Here is a 16317-nt window from a genome sequence, read left to right as displayed (position 1 = left end):
CTGATTTTATCGGTTTAGCTGGTTTTCTACGGGTTATATTTGATCAGGCCAGCTCATACACAACCTGCGTGACTGCTGATTATTAACCATTTACAACCAAAGTATGAATAAAAAATTTACGAATCTGAAACATTCCTATGAAAGTTTTGTAAGCCAGGGCCTGCAGTGCTCCCGGGCATATTTCATCGCGAAACTCAGCACAATGATACTGCTTGTCAGTATTGGAGCTACCCAGGCCGCAGTCACAAACATTCCTCAGCCTCCACGAACCATCACCGGAAAAATTACTGATGAAACAGGCGGCCCACTTCCCGGAGTAAGTATTAAACTGAAAGGTACCACGGCAGCTGCCATCACAAATAACAACGGCTCATTCTCCATACAGATACCGGAAAGCACACAGGATGGAATACTGGTATTCAGTTTTGTGGGGTACAAAGTCCAGGAGCTTCCCATTCCGGCCAGTTCGGTCTTAAACGTAAAGATGGTGCCAGACTCAAAAAATTTAAATGAGCTGGTTGTAATCGGGTATGGTACGCAGAAGCGGGGAGATATATCAAGTGCCATCTCATCTGTAAATAAGGAGAAAATGGATAAAATACCTACGGCAAATCTCAGCACTGCCTTGCAGGGACAGGCACCGGGAGTAGTTGCTACGCCAGGGAATTTTAAACCCGGTTCAGGGGCTTCGATCCGCATCAGGGGCAGCCGCTCCCTAAGTGCAACAAATGATCCGCTGTTTGTGGTTGACGGCGTACCTGTATCCTACAGCATAGACGACATCAACCCGCTGGACATTGAATCGATAGACATCCTTAAAGACGCCTCTGCAACAGCAATTTACGGATCAAGGGGAGCCAATGGCGTAATCCAGATTGTTACCAAGAAGGGCAAAGCCGGAAAAGTGACAATCGATTACAGTGCAAGCACTTCTGTGGAAGAAATTTTACGCAAACTGGATGTATTTGACGGCCCTGAATATGCACAGTTCAAACGTGACGCATACATTGGTGGCAAAGCCTATAATACCGGCTTAAGCAATACCAGTACTGCACAGCGGTATTTCCCCGATGCTGCAACAGACTATAAACTTTTCAGCGCAGACGCAAATATGCTCAGTAAGGTACTCGCGGGTTACACCTTTACCAAATATGACCCCGCGAACAACATATTTGATGTGCTTACCCGTCCCACCACAGCTGAAGAAAAAACACTGCTCACGAGCCTTGGTTACCCGGTCCTGGATAATGTAGCTGTATATGATCCTTCAAAGGTATCAACATTCGACTGGCAGAAAGAAGGTTTGCGCAAGGGAACAACGCAGAGCCATAACCTGTCCGTTACCGCTGGCTCAGAGAAATTCAGCGATGCCTTTTCTCTGGGGTATTTTAATCAGAAAGGTATTATTCCTGGTCAGGACTACACCAGGTACAGCGTATCAAACAGCGCAAGCTTCAGGCCTGCAGCATTTTTAAATATCGGAGGAAACCTCACCTATACCAATGCGATACAAAACGCCGGAACAGATGTTTATGGCGGGGCATCTTTTCAGCTGCCCCTGGCACAGCCCTATGACGCCAACGGCACATTTATTTTAAACCCGGGCAATGATGCGAACATCATCAATCCGCTAAATGATGAAAACAGCATGCTCAATGAACGGAAGATCAGCCATTTTCTCGGAAACGTATTTGCCTCGCTCAACTTATACAAAGGGCTTAATTTCAAAAGTACTTTTGGTGCCGATGTCTACGATTCACGCAATGGCATATTCAACGGCAGTATCTCTTCTTCCAGACAGGGAAATCCTGCCAGCGCATCCTATGCTACAAATTCAAACCTGAGCTGGACCTTACAGAACCAGCTGTCTTACGCCCTCAAACTGGGCCAGAAGCACGACATCAGCATCATCGCTGTGCAGGAGCTTGTAAAAAACCGGTCTGATACCACCAACGCCTCGGCAACAGGCCTCAGTTACGAAAGCCAGAAATGGTATTCGCTGCAAAATAACGTGACAGGAGTAGTAACCTACGCGGGCAGTTTTTCTCAAAATCAGCTGGCCTCTTTTTTGGGCCGCGTCACTTATTCCTACAATGGCAGATATGTGCTGACAATTGCAGAACGGTATGATGGCTCTTCGGTACTGTCCGCAGAAAATCAGGGGAAATCATTCCCCTCGGGCTCCGTAGCCTGGCGCCTCGACCAGGAGGACTTTATAAAGAAGTTTACGTTTATCGACCAGCTGAAGCTTCGCGGAGGGGTCGGCGCTGTCGGCAACTCTGGCATCCGTCCCTATTTAACCAACGGCACACTGGGTATTACCTATTACAATTTTGGCTCTACCCCCGCCAAAGGTTATGCACCTAACGGCTTACCACTGCCGCAACTTGCCTGGGAAAAAACCGTAACCAAAAACCTGGGACTGGACTTTAGTGTCTTCAAGGGCAAGGTTACGGGTTCTGTGGATGTATATGAATCCAATACCAACGTGATCCAGCCACAGAAACTTCCTGATGCCTCGGGCTACAGCAATATCACTGTCAACCTGGGCGAGGTGCGTAACCGGGGAGTTGAAATTGCATTGTCTACAGAAAACTATAACAAAAATGGATTCAAATGGACCACCGATTTTGTGTTCTCAAAAAATAAAGAAGCGATCACCAAGCTTGACGGATCGGGAAACAATAACATCACCAGCGGCTGGTTTATCGGACAGCCCGTCCGCTCTTATTACGACTATCAGGCACAGGGAATTTTCCAGAACAGTGATGCCCAGCCGGGCGGGATACTCTACGAATACTACTGGAAAAAAGCCGGAAACAGAACAAACACAGCACTGCAGCCGGGACGGATCCGCGTTCAGGACACCAATGCCGATACGGTAATAACCGAGGCAGACAAAGTGGTACTGGGCTCTCCTAATCCCGACTGGACGGGCAGCATCAATACCACGTTCAGCTACAAGGGTTTTGAACTCAGTGCGTTTCTCTACATCAGCCATGGTGGCCTGGTGCGCGATCCGCGGCCCTCGCTTGTCGGGCGCTTCCAGTATCTGGATGTGAACTACTGGACACCCACAAATCCATCAAATGAGTACCCGCAGCCCAATCTTACGAGCGACATACCGCTCTACTGGCAGGCCAGCGGTTTCAGGGACGCGTCTTTTGCACGTATACGCAGCATCCTCCTATCCTACCGACTTCCGGCATCCTTTCTGGAAAAAATTAAACTGCGCAACCTGACCATATCCCTCAATGCACTGAATCCTTTCCTGTTTAGTAAATACAAAACGTATGACCCTGAAACCGTAGCCTATCTCAGCTCGTACCCCTCAAGCAGTACGAATACCCCGGTACCTACTTCATACAGCTACCGTAGCCTCGTGTTTGGCCTGAAGGCTGGTTTTTAAATCTATTTGGCATCTTAAAAAGATAAAAATGAAAAAATATATCATGTTGATCATTGCACTGTCACTGACCGCCGGCGTAAGTTCATGCAAGAAATACCTCAAAGAAGAATTGGTAAGCACGCTCACGAATGATTACTATAATACAGATCAGGGCCTGGAAGATCTCGTAAAATCTGCTTATACGCCACTGAGAAATAAGTTTGAAGGTGAGCAGGCCTATGCACTCTATAATTTCGGAACAGATGAATTTATTGAAGGCGATCAGTTTAACTATGAATACTACAATAGTTATTCGGCCAGCCTTAACTCTGCTGAAGGGCTGCTGAACGGTTTGTGGGTAAACAATTACCAAGGCATAGGCCGCTGCAATATTGGCCTGCAGCAGCTACCGCTGTTTAAAAGTACCACCTCAAAAACCCTCGGCACGCCAGCACAAGTTAGTCAGCGCATAGCCGAGCTGCATTTTTTAAGGGGCTATTACTACTTTCAGATGGTACAGCAGTTTGCCGGCGTTCCACTGGTGCTGGCTCCGGCGGTGGGTAAACAGACAGACTTCCCCAGAGCTTCGGTGGCACAGGTTTACCAGCAGATTATTGCAGACCTGAGGATGGCGGCAGAGGGACTCAGCGTAACAAATGTAGATCAGGGACGCGCAACGCAGGGAGCGGCCAACCATTTCCTTGCAAAAGTATATCTCACACGCGGCAGCGCAGTTACCGACGCAAGGGGCCAGAAAGCGGGCGACATAGACAGTGCAGCCTATTATGCCAATCTGGTTATTAATAGTTCATCCTTTGCTTTGGAACCCGATTACATGAATATCTGGAATGGTGTGTATCCTGCGGCATACCCTAAAGTACTCAGCCCTTCCATTGGGCAGAACGGCAATGGGCCTGCAGGAGATATCGGTAAGTTCCAGACCGCTCAGGCCAGTAAAGAGATTATCTTTGCTGCCCAGTTTATAAAAGACCTTTCACTTGACGGAACATCGGGTAACCGTACCCACGAATTTTACATTCCCCAGTATGATGTGGGAATACCAGGGCTCACCAGAAATGCCGACAATTTTAATGGGCGCCCCTTTCGCCGGCTGGGCCCCTCTGACTATACGCTTGATATCTTCGACCGGAAAAATGATTCGCGTTTTTATAAAAGTTTTAAGTCGGTATACTATTCAAATTCCAATACGAATACACCTAAGTTTACTGCAGCCAATGCGCCACAGCCCTCACTGATCGGCGCGCTGCAGTTTGGTATTGGCGATACCGCTGCGCTATTTATTACCAATAGCAGAAGCAACCCGCTTACCGCTGCCCAAATAGCAAGGTACCGCTATACCGTCTTCGCCCGCTATTACACGGCAACAGCAGGCGGGCCAATACTGCAGGGCTATAACAACAACAAATTCCTTACACTGGTAAAAATGCTGGACCCGGTACGCCTCACCAGTGATTATAACGAGGAAAGAGGTATCCGAAACGGAATTCTGGCGCGACTTGCAGAAACCTATCTGATTGCCGCAGAAGCTTATGGTCGTAAGGGCGATTACGGTACAGCGCTGACGTACATCAACAAATTGCGACAGCGCGCAGCCTATCATGCCGGTGAATTTAAGAACCCGCAGATCTATATGTTTGATGGCGGAACGCCCAATGATGTTGCTGATACTTATCCGCAACTAATGGCCACCACAGAATTGTTCACGAGCAACGCCCCCAGCGAACTGTATCCTCCAACAGTGGTCTCAACGGCAGACCGCTTTATCCACTTTATCCTCAATGAAAGGACCCGAGAGCTCTGCGGCGAGTTTTACCGCTGGGAAGATCTGGTACGTACCGAAACCTTGTACGACCGCACCAGGCTGTTTAACAAAGACGCTACCAGCATCAGCCCCCGCGTAAAATTAAGGCCGATTCCGCAGGTACAGATCGATGCGACCACTGTTAACGGCGGAGCGATGACACCCGATCAGAGTAAGAGTTATCAAAACCCTGGCTGGTAGTGATCTTCATCAACCGGGAGGCTTCGGCCTCCTGGTTCATCTTACCAAGCTGCTGTTTGGTATAAGCTGTAGGCGCAAGGCCAAAGTGTGCCTTAAAGCACTTCCTGAAATAGTCACTGTTGGTAAAACCCACCATGTAACATACTTCATTGATGTGAAATTTCCTGGCTTGTAATAACTCCCGCGCCCGCTGAAGACGGATCTGTTTGATCAGTTCTGCCATACTCAGATCTGTCATAGCTTTCATTTTGCGGTAGAGCTGTGTACGGCTTAGACCAATCTTATCGCAAATTTCATCAATATGAAGATCAGAATCATCTATCCTTTCTTCTACATACTCCAGTACTCTTTTAAGCAGACGCTCATCAGCTGATACGGGACTGGCCCTGGAAGTGTTTAAGCTTACCTTGTTTGTATACTTTTCAAAAAGATCATGATGTATGTTGCCTTCCTGCGGGATGTCTGGAGATGGTTCTGTATTTGCCTGAAGTATTCCAGTTTCCTCCTGCTGCTGGAGCCCGTGTTCAGGTCTACGATTTGTTTTTAATTTTACAGGCCGGAGCAGATGGTCATACAATGCATAGAGGAAAGCCAGTAACATCATACCATAAAGCACACAAGCAATGGCACTCGCCCACCATTGTGGAGTATTTACGATTGTCAGGTTAGCAGGAACGGCATTCCATACGCCTTCCCTGCCGGGGGCTTTAACCTTAACCCATAAAATATGCGCGTGATCATCCAGGTACAGGTCAGTGACATAAGGATCGTTGTTAATATTCCAGCGGTAGCTCTGATAGTTATTTCTGAAGCCCGGATCAGATACCCGGGCAGAGGCAAACTTGCTGACAAGCAATAACAAAAGGACATTGCGAAAAACTTTCTTTAACGTCATATCAAACTGTCATATTTGGTAAAGCCGGACACTATACTGCGCGCATAGAAATCAACTTAACCAAATATACAATTTTCTTCCGTGTTAACAATATTTGTTTTAGCAAGAGCTTTAGCAGATTTTTTAAACATGAGGATGACCGCTATTAACGCAGGTGAAATGTCCGGTTTGAAAATTTTCCTGTTGCTCTGTTACCTCATATACCATTACCTTGTGCTCTGCCTGGCACCTTATCCAGAAACACATGCAATGAACGTATTTTGCCTTTTTCCAGAATAATCAGGTCCATTCCCTGTATGAGCTTTGGGTCTGATGCAGGTCCGAAGTTCCAATAATAACGTACAACATTATAACTGTTATCAATTTTCGCCAAGCTGAACTTAAAGCCGGAGAATTTATGCTGCAGCACAGTAATGCGGTCGTTTAAATCTTTTATTCCATTAACAATTCCGTCGTGATCAAAAAATGTAACATCATGCTGATATATTTCAGTCATGCCAGTCAGCCGCCTCTTTGAATCAACATTATTCCATACATGAATTTGTTTGTTTACAAGTGTTACCAGGTTTGCTTTAGGTATCGGGGTACTGGTTAATTCAACAAGCGAAGATGAAGCTGACTGCGCTTTGGAAGATGTAGCGGACGTGATTGAAGTCAGCACAATCAGAGAAGTTGTGATTCCCATGATCAGCCCATGATTTGTGTGATTGAATGATTTCATATGATTTACAGTTAGGGTAAAAATTCAATAGCAGCTGATACTGCTATTGATCATCTTTAAAAAATACTTAAGCAGTGTAGGCTGCCAGCCATTTAGTTTTGATTGCCGCCCTGGATTCGATAAACTCTTTATCTGTACCAAGCGCGATTGCATCCAGCGGTTTACGGAGAGGTCTTGTCCCGGCAGGCATTTCTATCAGCTCAAGGATACCGTCGGCAATCACCTGCGGATCCATATTAAACGACTGCATTTTACCAAAAAGCGCAGTACCTATCGCATTAAATTTTTCCGTTGCGCTATCTCCATAAGCTGCAGTAATATCTGGTCTGTCTGCATTAACCCCTGCTTTTTGTCCCGTGTTCATTTCTGTCGGATACACCCCCGGTTGAATGCTCACATTATCAATACCAAATTCAGCAAGTTCATCCTGCAGACCTTCAGTAATACTTTCAACACCAAATTTTGAAGCAAGATAGGGAATCATGAAAGGCAGGGTATGCCCGCTGGCTCCTGAAGTAATATTAATGATCAGTCCGCTTTTTGCTGCACGCATCGAAGGAAGCACAGCCTGATAGGTACGAATAACACCATAAAAATTTACTTCGAACATGTGACGGATCTGTTCAATATTGTAGGCCTCCATTAAACCGAAACCGGCTACGGCCGCATTGTTGACCAGTACATCAATGTGGCCATATTTAGCCAGCATATTGGCGAAGGCATTTTTTACGGATCCATCATTGGTAATGTCGATTTCCACAACATCTACATTAGGTAACTGTGATAATTCATCCGCTACGGCGGAATTTTTTCCGTCTATATCCCGCATACCGGCAATTACCTTGTAACCTACTTTTGCCAGTGTAATGGTGGTTAGTTTTCCAAAACCACTGCTTGTTCCTGTGATAAAAATTACTTTTGACATGATATTTTTGTTTTGATTAATATTGTTTTTGATATCACAAAGTTGCAGCAGAGAAGCCTGCGGGAAATTGATCTGGAATAAATAATAACGTTGATAAATGTCAACGATTTTCCTGAGTGGCTTTAGGCCTGGGTCAGATTTGCAGCTAAAACATAATTTCGGTAATCCGCGACATTTCGGTAATCGAAGAGATCCGAAAATCCTATCTTTCTGATTATCAAAGCATAAAAAAGCAGGCATAGCTTTCGACTAACGGTCAGGACTAATCGAAATTCTATGTATAGCAACCGTAATTCAAGCCCGATCAATTATCCTGGATGTCCTGCCCAGCAGATGCATTATCCTCAAGTGGGCTTTACACAGCTAAAAGCCCTCAATGACCAATCTTACCGGCCTTTTTTCAGACAGGCAGAACTGAACACAGGACAAATATTCGGCGAAGCTGACAAAGAGATTTTTATCGACCATGCAAAGATCAAGCGGCTTCGGAAGCGCCAATATTTTCTGCAGGAAACTGATATCTGCAGGTACATCGGGTTCATTACAAAGGGAGCAACCAAAACTTATTCTATCAACGAACGTGGTCAGGAAACCATCCTTTGCTTTCGCATGGAAAATGATTGGGTAACCGACATGGAAAGTTTTCTTGACTATAAAGAATCGGGTTACCATATCGAAGCTTTGGAAGACCTAGAAATGATTATCATGGACAGGAACCAACTTTATGCACTTATGGCATTGATCCCGGCCATGCACGAGCTCGTCCATCGTTTTCAGTTCAGACAACTGATAGAGTCGCAACAAAGAATTACTGCAGCTTTAAGTATGACAGCCGAAGAAAGGTATGCAAATATGCTGCTGACAAAACCTCACTATATTCACCGGTTTTCACAAAATATGCTCGCCTGCTATCTCGGAGTCAAACCAGAAACACTAAGCAGGATCAGGAAACATTAACCCGGGATCGGTCCATTAACCCTTGATGCCGGAACTTCTATATCAATATGCCGCGTTGATAAAAGTCAATGCCGGATTCTATCAAAAGTCAACAATTAGCATTCTCCTATTCATAATCTTTGTCTAAATTAAATATTAATCTTATGAAAACCCCAGGTAATTCAGAAAATGAAAAAGTTATCCGTGAACTCTATCACGTCGCAGAAATCCAGGACAGTAAAGCCTTTGCGGCCTTATTCACAGCAGAAGGATACTTCTGGGATGTCTCAGCAGGTACCAAATATTACGGGAAAGAAGTTGGCAACGTGGTAGAAATTTATGCCACAGCCTTCCCCGATATGCACCGCGAGTTGTATGACTTCTACGTTAGTGCTGACGAAAATGTTGTTGTTGTCGAACTATCATTGAACGGCACACACCAGGGTCCGCTCCGTTTACCGGCGGGCACCATTCCGGCCACTGGTAAATCCATTAATGCACCATGCTGTGACGTGTTCCATCTGGAGAACGGAAAAGTGAAATCTTTTCATTGCTATACAGCAGGAACGATTCTGCTGGGACAGCTGGGTGTGTTCGGAAATTTGAGTGCTGTACTCCAATAGCTCCGCCCCTGATCAAACAGGCAGCTGCTACATGGCTGCCTGTACTGAACAAACTCTATAATAGCCCTGCCTCAATTACTGCAATATTTTCGCTAATCTGCGATATATCGCAAGTTTCAAAACACCTTCATTATTAACTACCTCAATATCAAAAGCTGCCACGCAGGCATTGGAATTGTACAGATCAGTTCAGGATGTTTTACAGTGCCGATATAGTACGATGGATATGACATCAACCTTTCACATTTTGTATTTTGCCCTGATTATGCTTCTGATGACTCTTTGTGTTCAGGTTTGCGGAACGATTAAATTCCGGCAACGTAAAGAACTACGTATTAAAACGTTGCTAAAGGATATTGTAAGCCTTAGAGATAACACAAAGGAACTGGCGATGCGGAATGAATGGCTGATTACTGAGATGCACCACCGGGTAAAGAACAACCTGCAGATTTTGAGCAGCCTGACCAATGCACAGCTTTCGTTCATCACGGACAAGATCGGCAGGGACGCTTTATTTAGCAGCAAACACCGGTTGTATGCCCTATCCCTGGTACATCAAAGGCTTGTAAATAATGCCACAGCTTCAACCATCGAGATGACCTGCTGCATAAAAGATCTGGTGGCGTATCTTCGTAATGAATTTGAAGCAGGCAGCCGTGTGAAATTTAAGCTCGATCTGGTTCCGTTAAGCCTAGACATGTCATTTGCCATACCTTTTGAACTCATTTTAAATGAACTGATAACCAACTCCCTGAAATATGCCTTTCCGGAGGACAGAAGGGGAAATATAAATATCTCCCTCAGCGTCGCAGAACTTGACAATTTTCAGCTGGTATATGCCGATGATGGGGTTGGCCTGCCTGAAGAAACAGCTTTTCTTTCGGGCAGATCGCTCGGAAGAAGTTTGATTATGGGACTTGCTCATCAGATCCGCGGACAGATAACGGTAAACCGCAGCGAAGGACTGATGATTACAATTGATTTTAAACTAAGCAGAACTGATAATCTTTTGTAGAATGACCTTAAATGATTAATTTAACGATATGAATGAGAAGCTGCTGATCGTAGAAGACGAATTTATTGTAGCCAATGATTTAACGATTATTTTAGAGAATGCAGGCTATCAGGTTTGTGGCACCGCCGATACAGTAGAATCAGCAAAAGCCGCCGTAGACAGGTTCCGGCCCACCTGGGTAATACTGGACATCTTTTTGCAGGATGACTCTATGGGAACTGACCTCACGCCCTACTTGCAGGAAAGAGGTATTGGTTACATTTATCTTTCTGCCAACACCAATCAAAGTATTTTGGAGGTAGCTAAGGCTACCCAGCCCTATGGTTTTTTAGTAAAACCTTTCAGGGAAAAAGATTTACTGATCATGCTTGATATTGCGCGGAGCAAACATGAAAGCAGTTTACAATTTGCTGCACAGCGCGAAACACTGCTGCAACAGCAGATGAGAAGTCTTTCAGAAGAAGCCCTTTCTTATGAGCACAAACTGCAAAAAATCCCGGCCGTATTTCAGTCCCTGATTCCATTCGACTACCTCGCCTTCCGATACGAAAGTACCGATAGCAGCATGATAAAATCAGGAGCTTTTTACCGGGTTGGATTTAATGAATATAGTGTCATAGCTCCCCTTGATGAGCAAGGTCTTGACGATATCTTCTTTCCTGAGACCGGGCAGGTTAACAGTATTGAGCATACATCAGCAAAAATATTTCAAGGTAGAACCTGTAATGAACCGACAGACCAACAGCCGTTACTTAAAACCGGCCCGCGTCAGTATGAATTGAATGCTTCGCTGCAGTTCTTATCTATTACAAGGGAAGGGTTACTTCAACTCAATTTCTGTAATAAAAACTTAGACGCTTTTGACCAGTCACACATCAATCTTCTCTGTAAGACCCGGCATACTGTTTTTAAATTATTTAGCCTGCTACCTGGTCCTACAGAAACTGCAGGGAAGATTTTTAGAAAGGCAAGTAGGCTTCAGTCAGCTAAGCCAGTATCTAAATTTGAGGGTATATATGGAAAAAGTGCAGCCCTGCTTCATGTATTGGACAATATTGAACTTGTTGCTCCTACACCCGTTTCCGTCCTCATACTTGGAGAAAGCGGAACCGGAAAAGAAAGCGTGGCAAGAAATATACATCTGCTTTCCCAAAGAAGGTATGCTCCATTTATAACTGTTAACTGCGCAGCATTGCCTGCCGATTTGATCGAATCAGAATTATTTGGCCATGAAAAAGGCGCTTTCACAGGAGCTGTTGAAAAACGCATCGGGAAATTCGAGATGGCACAGGAAGGTACAGTATTTCTCGATGAGATTGGAGAGATGCCACTGGAATCACAGGTAAAATTACTCCGTGTATTACAGGAAAAACAATTTGAACGGGTAGGCAGCGGTAAGACGATCAAAGTTGATGTGAGGATTGTCGCGGCGACTAACCGTAATCTGGAAAAGGAAGTTGCCGAAGGCCGCTTCCGGCTTGATTTATTTTACCGTCTCAATGTTTATCCGATACAGGTGCCACCATTACGGGAACGGAAAGAGGATATTCCCTTACTTGCACAACATTTTTTAGTCCTCAGTGCCGCAAATATGGAACGTGCAGAAGTGCCTGAATTAACTGCTACCGCTCTGAACCAACTTACAGACTATCACTGGCCGGGCAATATCCGGGAACTGGAACATTTGATGCAGCGTACGCTGATAAAAACCAAAGCCGCGCTGATCGGGCAAGTAGAACTGCCGGTACTGAGCAATCCCCGGTCCCAAGTATACCCGGCTGCAGGTAGCCGGAAAACGCTGGAACAAATTGAAACCGAACATATTCTTACCGTTCTCAGAAGCTGCAGCGGAAAGCTGACCGGCATGGGTGGTGCCGCAGAGATTCTGGGATTGCCACCAAGTACGCTTACCTCAAGAATGAAAAAGCTCGGAATTAAAAAAGAATTATACCATGGGATTTAGTTATTAAATTGGCATCTTTCAACCATCCGTCATCGGGCAAAAAAAACTAAATGGCAATCGAAATTTTTTTAAACTATATTCAGGAGAAAACCTCATTAACAGCGGAGGAACTGCAACAGGTTACATCAGTTTGTCAGCTTAAAAAACTGAGAAAGCGCCAATATCTTTTGCAGGAAGGAGATGTCTGGAAATACAATGCTTTTATTGCCAAAGGCTGTGTGAGAACGTACACCCTGGATGAGAAAGGCAATGAACATATCGTAAATTTCGCAATTGAGAACTGGTGGACAGGCGACCGTGAAAGCCTCACGACTGGAGAACCTTCCATTTTCAACATTGATGCACTGGAAAATTCTGAAGTCGTCCTGATCACAAAAACTGCCTTTGATAAATTATGTGCAGATATCCCGGCCTTCAACGCAATGGTAAACGCTATCCTGCAAAAGAGTTTTATTGTGTCCCAGGGCCGGATCCATACATTCATCAGCCTGACAGCAGAACAAAAATACCTCAGGTTCCTCGAACAATACCCTCAATTATCAATACGGGTACCGCAAGGCATGATTGCATCTTATCTCGGAATTACACCGGAAACGCTGAGCCGCATCAGGAACCAGACGGCAAGAAAAAAATAGCAAATTTGATCAAAAAGCGCCTAAATCAATTTATAATTTATTTTTAATCAACATTTTAAAAGTTGCATCATATGATCTTTGTAACAGCATCCCATTCTTGGGACAGCATAGGAAAAGATGAGTATGAAAAATATAAGCAGGAACAAAAAAATAGCTGTTAAAGCCGGGACTTTAGACGGCGAATTATATAAAGCAATCTTAGAAACGGAACCAGGAGTAAAGAAAATGTTGATTGAACCTGGTTTGACGGCATACCTAAGCAGCGATGGTACCACGATTGAGATTTATAGTTCCGGATTTTGCTGTCCCGATTACCTCTTTGCCCACAGCAATATTGTTGTCAGCTTTCAAGTTACAAGTATCAGTCAGACGCTCACCTCGCTGATTGAAAAGGGGGCTGTACTGCTTGGTGAAGTACATACCGTTTGCAGCTCGCACAGCTATTGCCATCTGCTTACACCAGAGAAAACTGTGATCGGTGTTTATGAACTGAACTACTGACAAATGTCAATCAATTTGCAGGCGGGCTTCTCTTTATGATGTCATTTTAACTGCAGAAAGCAGGGATAGCAATTTAAACTCTATAGTAACTGTTACTCCCGGGCCACTGGAAATATTAAAACACCCCTTTAACTGTTTGCTTAAGCCCTTCATCAATTGCATCCCGAGTGATTTGCTGGTGGCAAGGTCAAAATCTGAAGGTAATCCCCTGCCCTTGTCGGCAATAATAAGGAGGGCATTTGCACCTTCCATACAGCGAAAAGTGATGGTAATATCCACTCCGCTTTCATTAGCTCCATATTTGAGGGAATTGGTGATTGCTTCGTTAAGTATAAGCCCAATAGGCACTGCCTGGGCAAGATCCAGATGGATCGGCTCTACCGACTGCTGTACCTTCACTTTTTTGTCTGGGGTCTGCAGGCCGTCTGTAAGATGATTGACCAGATCGGCTACATACGCAGGCATACTAACGCTGGCCACGTTTTCTGTACTGTAAAGCTTCTGATGAATGAGTGCAATTGCCTGAACCCTATTTTCACTGTCCATGATGGCATCTTTGGCATCTTCATTTTTGAGGTGCGCCAACTGCGTCCTGAGCAGGCTCATAATGATCTGCAGGTTGTTCTTCACGCGGTGATGGACCTCCTTCAACAGCCAGTCTTTCTCCTTCAGCAGCCCGTCCTTTTCGTCAAGGAGTTCATCTTTTTCATTAAGAAAATCATCCTTCTGCATCAATAGTGTTTGCAGCGCAGCATTTTGCACATTGATTTCGTTTTGCTGCAGCTGCAGCTGTCGGTTACTCCTTTGTTTATCGCGGTAGCCCAGGTACGCAGATGAGGCCAGAAGTAATAACAGGACGGATGCGCCAATAGTGAAGTTCCTGATCGTATCCGCTTTCTGAACAGCAGCAAGTTGAAGTTTTTGTTTGTTCTCTAACAGCCTGATATCTTTGGTTTTTTCTGCAGTTTCATATTGAATATTCAAAGCAGAGATCTTGTTAGCGGTTTCCACATTGTTGATGGAATCTGCCATTGCTTTGTGGCGTTCAAAATATCTGATGGCCGAGACATAATTAGCTAGCGCAGAATCTACTTTGAAGAGCAGCTTGTAGGTATCAAATTCCTGATCTTTATCACCATAATGAGGATTGTCCAGCGATTTGATTAGATAAGATCTGGATTGTTTATACCGGCCCCGTTCAACATAAAATTTGCCCATAAGGTAATATGCATAACCTCCTGTCATAGTGAAATGATGCCCAATTCTTTCACCATTTTCCCGGTTTGCCGCCTCTTCAAGGCTCATCATTTGCCGGTAATACCTGTCTGCTTCCGCATAATTGCCGAGCGCATTGTATATCGTTCCATAACATGAAGCATAAATCTGCTGATAACTGATAGAAGAAAGTGAATGAGCTGCTAAAAATTTATTCAAAAAAAGAAGCGCCTGTCCGGCATTTCCACCCGCTGTCAGGAAGGTTACAACCCGGTAACAGGATAGAAACATATTGGGCGAGTTCCTTTCTGCATCATAATCGAATGCAATTTTAGAGTATTTAACCGCATTTTTATAATCCTTTAAAAAACCATAGGTAGTTCCCAGCGCCCTCGCAGGGTTAATCCGTTTATCCAGGTTATCGCCTGCGGCCTTAAGACCTCCTAGTGCATATGACAAGGCAAGATCGTATTTGCCCGTAATCTGATAATATTCACTGAGCTGGAAATATGTTGTAGGGCTAAGTTGCTCATGAATCTCCTTGAATAAACTGAGCATTTTCATCTGATCCTGTCCGGCCTGCGCTGTCTGATTAAAGTTAGTGCGTATGAGAGCCAGATCCCTTAGTGAATAGCCGGCTTCTTTTTTGTTCCCCGCCAACAAATAGTAGTAAACAGCCCGCTCATAACTATGGATCATTTCGGTGTACGTTTTGTTGTTTTCAGGCATATATTCGGCAAGCCTCGACCAATATTTCGCCTCATTGTTATAATCCTTTAAATGATGATAATTATTAATGATATCCATAAAATAATGTTTACCAAGCACAACGTCTCCCTTGTTAAAGTATAGTTTCGCAAGCAGGTTTAAACACTCGTTTGTCCATCTCAGAGAATGCGCCTGAGCACTTAATTTCACAGCTTTTTCAATCAGGGGCATTGCTTTGGCAAATTCCTTGTCACTGGGTGGCTGATGAAAGACATAGGGTTCAGCAATGATCAGCAGCAAACGCACTTTTTCCTCACCATAAACTTCATCAGCTAACTTAAGGGCCTGATCAATATGTGCGCGCTCCAGCAATACCTTACAGATTAAAAAGACAGCTTCATTATGGCCTTCAGTAAAATTGATATCCCTGCTCAGTGCATATGCCCGCCGGGCGAATAACAGGGTACTATCTACAGCATGGTTTTCCACTGTCCTTTGGTACCAGCAAATGCGGGCTATCTTGCAGAGCAGGTTAACCTTATTTGTATCTCTGACACTGGATTGAAGTTGGGAAGCAAACGGAGCAGGATCATTTTCGGCCTCGCGCTGAACTGCTAAATCACCCTGGGTGTTTTGGGCAGATGCAGCGATAGAGAATAGCAATAAGGAGAAAATAAAAAGGGATCTTGTCATGCTATCTGTTTAAGCTATTATCAACGCCATAAAAATACTATATAATTGAAAAGGACGCCCGTATTACAGGCACCCT

The 16317-nt window shown here is 44.6% G+C and carries 12 protein-coding genes; 8 read left to right on the top strand and 4 right to left on the bottom strand.

Annotated elements, in window-relative coordinates; all coding sequences use genetic code 11:
- Positions 1-103: 103 nt before the first annotated feature.
- Together FN831_RS05105 and FN831_RS05100 are read left to right on the top strand one after the other, a co-directional pair.
- A complete protein-coding gene (locus FN831_RS05105) occupies positions 104-3409 on the top strand; it encodes a SusC/RagA family TonB-linked outer membrane protein (RefSeq protein WP_142527124.1) in 3306 nt (1101 codons plus the stop codon).
- 28 nt (positions 3410-3437) lie between these two features.
- Entirely contained in the window at positions 3438-5411 is a 1974-nt protein-coding gene (locus tag FN831_RS05100; RefSeq protein ID WP_142527123.1) for a RagB/SusD family nutrient uptake outer membrane protein, read from the top strand.
- Here the strand turns inward: FN831_RS05100 and FN831_RS05095 are convergent.
- From FN831_RS05095 to FN831_RS05085, 3 genes are all read right to left on the bottom strand, one after another.
- The gene (locus tag FN831_RS05095; RefSeq protein WP_142527122.1) at positions 5353-6306 is read right to left on the bottom strand and encodes a helix-turn-helix domain-containing protein; all 954 of its coding nucleotides are present in this window, start codon (positions 6304-6306) and stop codon (positions 5353-5355) included. The genes FN831_RS05100 and FN831_RS05095 overlap by 59 nt on opposite strands.
- Before the next feature lie 196 nt (positions 6307-6502).
- A complete protein-coding gene (locus FN831_RS05090) occupies positions 6503-7027 on the bottom strand; it encodes a hypothetical protein (RefSeq protein ID WP_142527121.1) in 525 nt (174 codons plus the stop codon).
- Positions 7028-7094: 67 nt separating this feature from the next.
- The gene (locus tag FN831_RS05085) at positions 7095-7952 is read right to left on the bottom strand and encodes an SDR family oxidoreductase (RefSeq protein ID WP_142527120.1); all 858 of its coding nucleotides are present in this window, start codon (positions 7950-7952) and stop codon (positions 7095-7097) included.
- Between the two features lie 276 nt (positions 7953-8228).
- On the opposite strand from FN831_RS05085, the gene FN831_RS05080 reads away from it, so the two are divergent.
- The 6 genes from FN831_RS05080 to FN831_RS05055 all read left to right on the top strand — a co-directional run bounded on the left by FN831_RS05080 (position 8229) and on the right by FN831_RS05055 (position 13625).
- A complete protein-coding gene (locus FN831_RS05080; protein ID WP_142527119.1) occupies positions 8229-8909 on the top strand; it encodes a Crp/Fnr family transcriptional regulator in 681 nt (226 codons plus the stop codon).
- Positions 8910-9052: 143 nt separating this feature from the next.
- Entirely contained in the window at positions 9053-9511 is a 459-nt protein-coding gene (locus FN831_RS05075) for a nuclear transport factor 2 family protein (RefSeq protein WP_142527118.1), read from the top strand.
- 226 nt (positions 9512-9737) lie between these two features.
- On the top strand, positions 9738-10526 hold the full coding sequence (locus FN831_RS05070) for a sensor histidine kinase (RefSeq protein ID WP_185960387.1): 789 nt from the start codon (positions 9738-9740) through the stop codon (positions 10524-10526).
- Between the two features lie 28 nt (positions 10527-10554).
- Entirely contained in the window at positions 10555-12489 is a 1935-nt protein-coding gene (locus FN831_RS28340) for a sigma-54 dependent transcriptional regulator (protein WP_142527116.1), read from the top strand.
- A gap of 50 nt (positions 12490-12539) precedes the next feature.
- A complete protein-coding gene (locus FN831_RS05060) occupies positions 12540-13124 on the top strand; it encodes a Crp/Fnr family transcriptional regulator (RefSeq protein WP_142527115.1) in 585 nt (194 codons plus the stop codon).
- Positions 13125-13247: 123 nt separating this feature from the next.
- Positions 13248-13625, top strand: coding sequence for a hypothetical protein (locus tag FN831_RS05055; protein ID WP_142527114.1), 378 nt, complete (start codon positions 13248-13250; stop codon positions 13623-13625).
- Positions 13626-13658: 33 nt separating this feature from the next.
- On the opposite strand, the gene FN831_RS05050 is transcribed toward FN831_RS05055, so the two are convergent.
- Positions 13659-16241 (bottom strand): tetratricopeptide repeat-containing sensor histidine kinase, encoded by a 2583-nt coding sequence (locus tag FN831_RS05050; RefSeq protein WP_142527113.1) that lies wholly within the window; start codon positions 16239-16241, stop codon positions 13659-13661.
- Positions 16242-16317 lie beyond the last annotated feature (76 nt).

The organism is Pedobacter westerhofensis (assembly GCF_900182595.1).
GTDB lineage: Bacteria > Bacteroidota > Bacteroidia > Sphingobacteriales > Sphingobacteriaceae > Pedobacter > Pedobacter westerhofensis.
The sequence above is the reverse complement of the archived record's forward strand: the minus strand, read 5'-3'. Positions and strand labels throughout refer to the sequence as shown.

Coding starts and splice junctions, on each gene's coding strand:
- FN831_RS05105 (WP_142527124.1), top strand. CDS start 104: ATGAATAAAAAATTTACGAATCTGAAACATTCCTATGAAAGTTTTGTA.
- FN831_RS05100 (WP_142527123.1), top strand. CDS start 3,438: ATGAAAAAATATATCATGTTGATCATTGCACTGTCACTGACCGCCGGC.
- FN831_RS05095 (WP_142527122.1), bottom strand. CDS start 6,306: ATGACGTTAAAGAAAGTTTTTCGCAATGTCCTTTTGTTATTGCTTGTC.
- FN831_RS05090 (WP_142527121.1), bottom strand. CDS start 7,027: ATGAAATCATTCAATCACACAAATCATGGGCTGATCATGGGAATCACA.
- FN831_RS05085 (WP_142527120.1), bottom strand. CDS start 7,952: ATGTCAAAAGTAATTTTTATCACAGGAACAAGCAGTGGTTTTGGAAAA.
- FN831_RS05080 (WP_142527119.1), top strand. CDS start 8,229: ATGTATAGCAACCGTAATTCAAGCCCGATCAATTATCCTGGATGTCCT.
- FN831_RS05075 (WP_142527118.1), top strand. CDS start 9,053: ATGAAAACCCCAGGTAATTCAGAAAATGAAAAAGTTATCCGTGAACTC.
- FN831_RS05070 (WP_185960387.1), top strand. CDS start 9,738: ATGACATCAACCTTTCACATTTTGTATTTTGCCCTGATTATGCTTCTG.
- FN831_RS28340 (WP_142527116.1), top strand. CDS start 10,555: ATGAATGAGAAGCTGCTGATCGTAGAAGACGAATTTATTGTAGCCAAT.
- FN831_RS05060 (WP_142527115.1), top strand. CDS start 12,540: ATGGCAATCGAAATTTTTTTAAACTATATTCAGGAGAAAACCTCATTA.
- FN831_RS05055 (WP_142527114.1), top strand. CDS start 13,248: ATGAAAAATATAAGCAGGAACAAAAAAATAGCTGTTAAAGCCGGGACT.
- FN831_RS05050 (WP_142527113.1), bottom strand. CDS start 16,241: ATGACAAGATCCCTTTTTATTTTCTCCTTATTGCTATTCTCTATCGCT.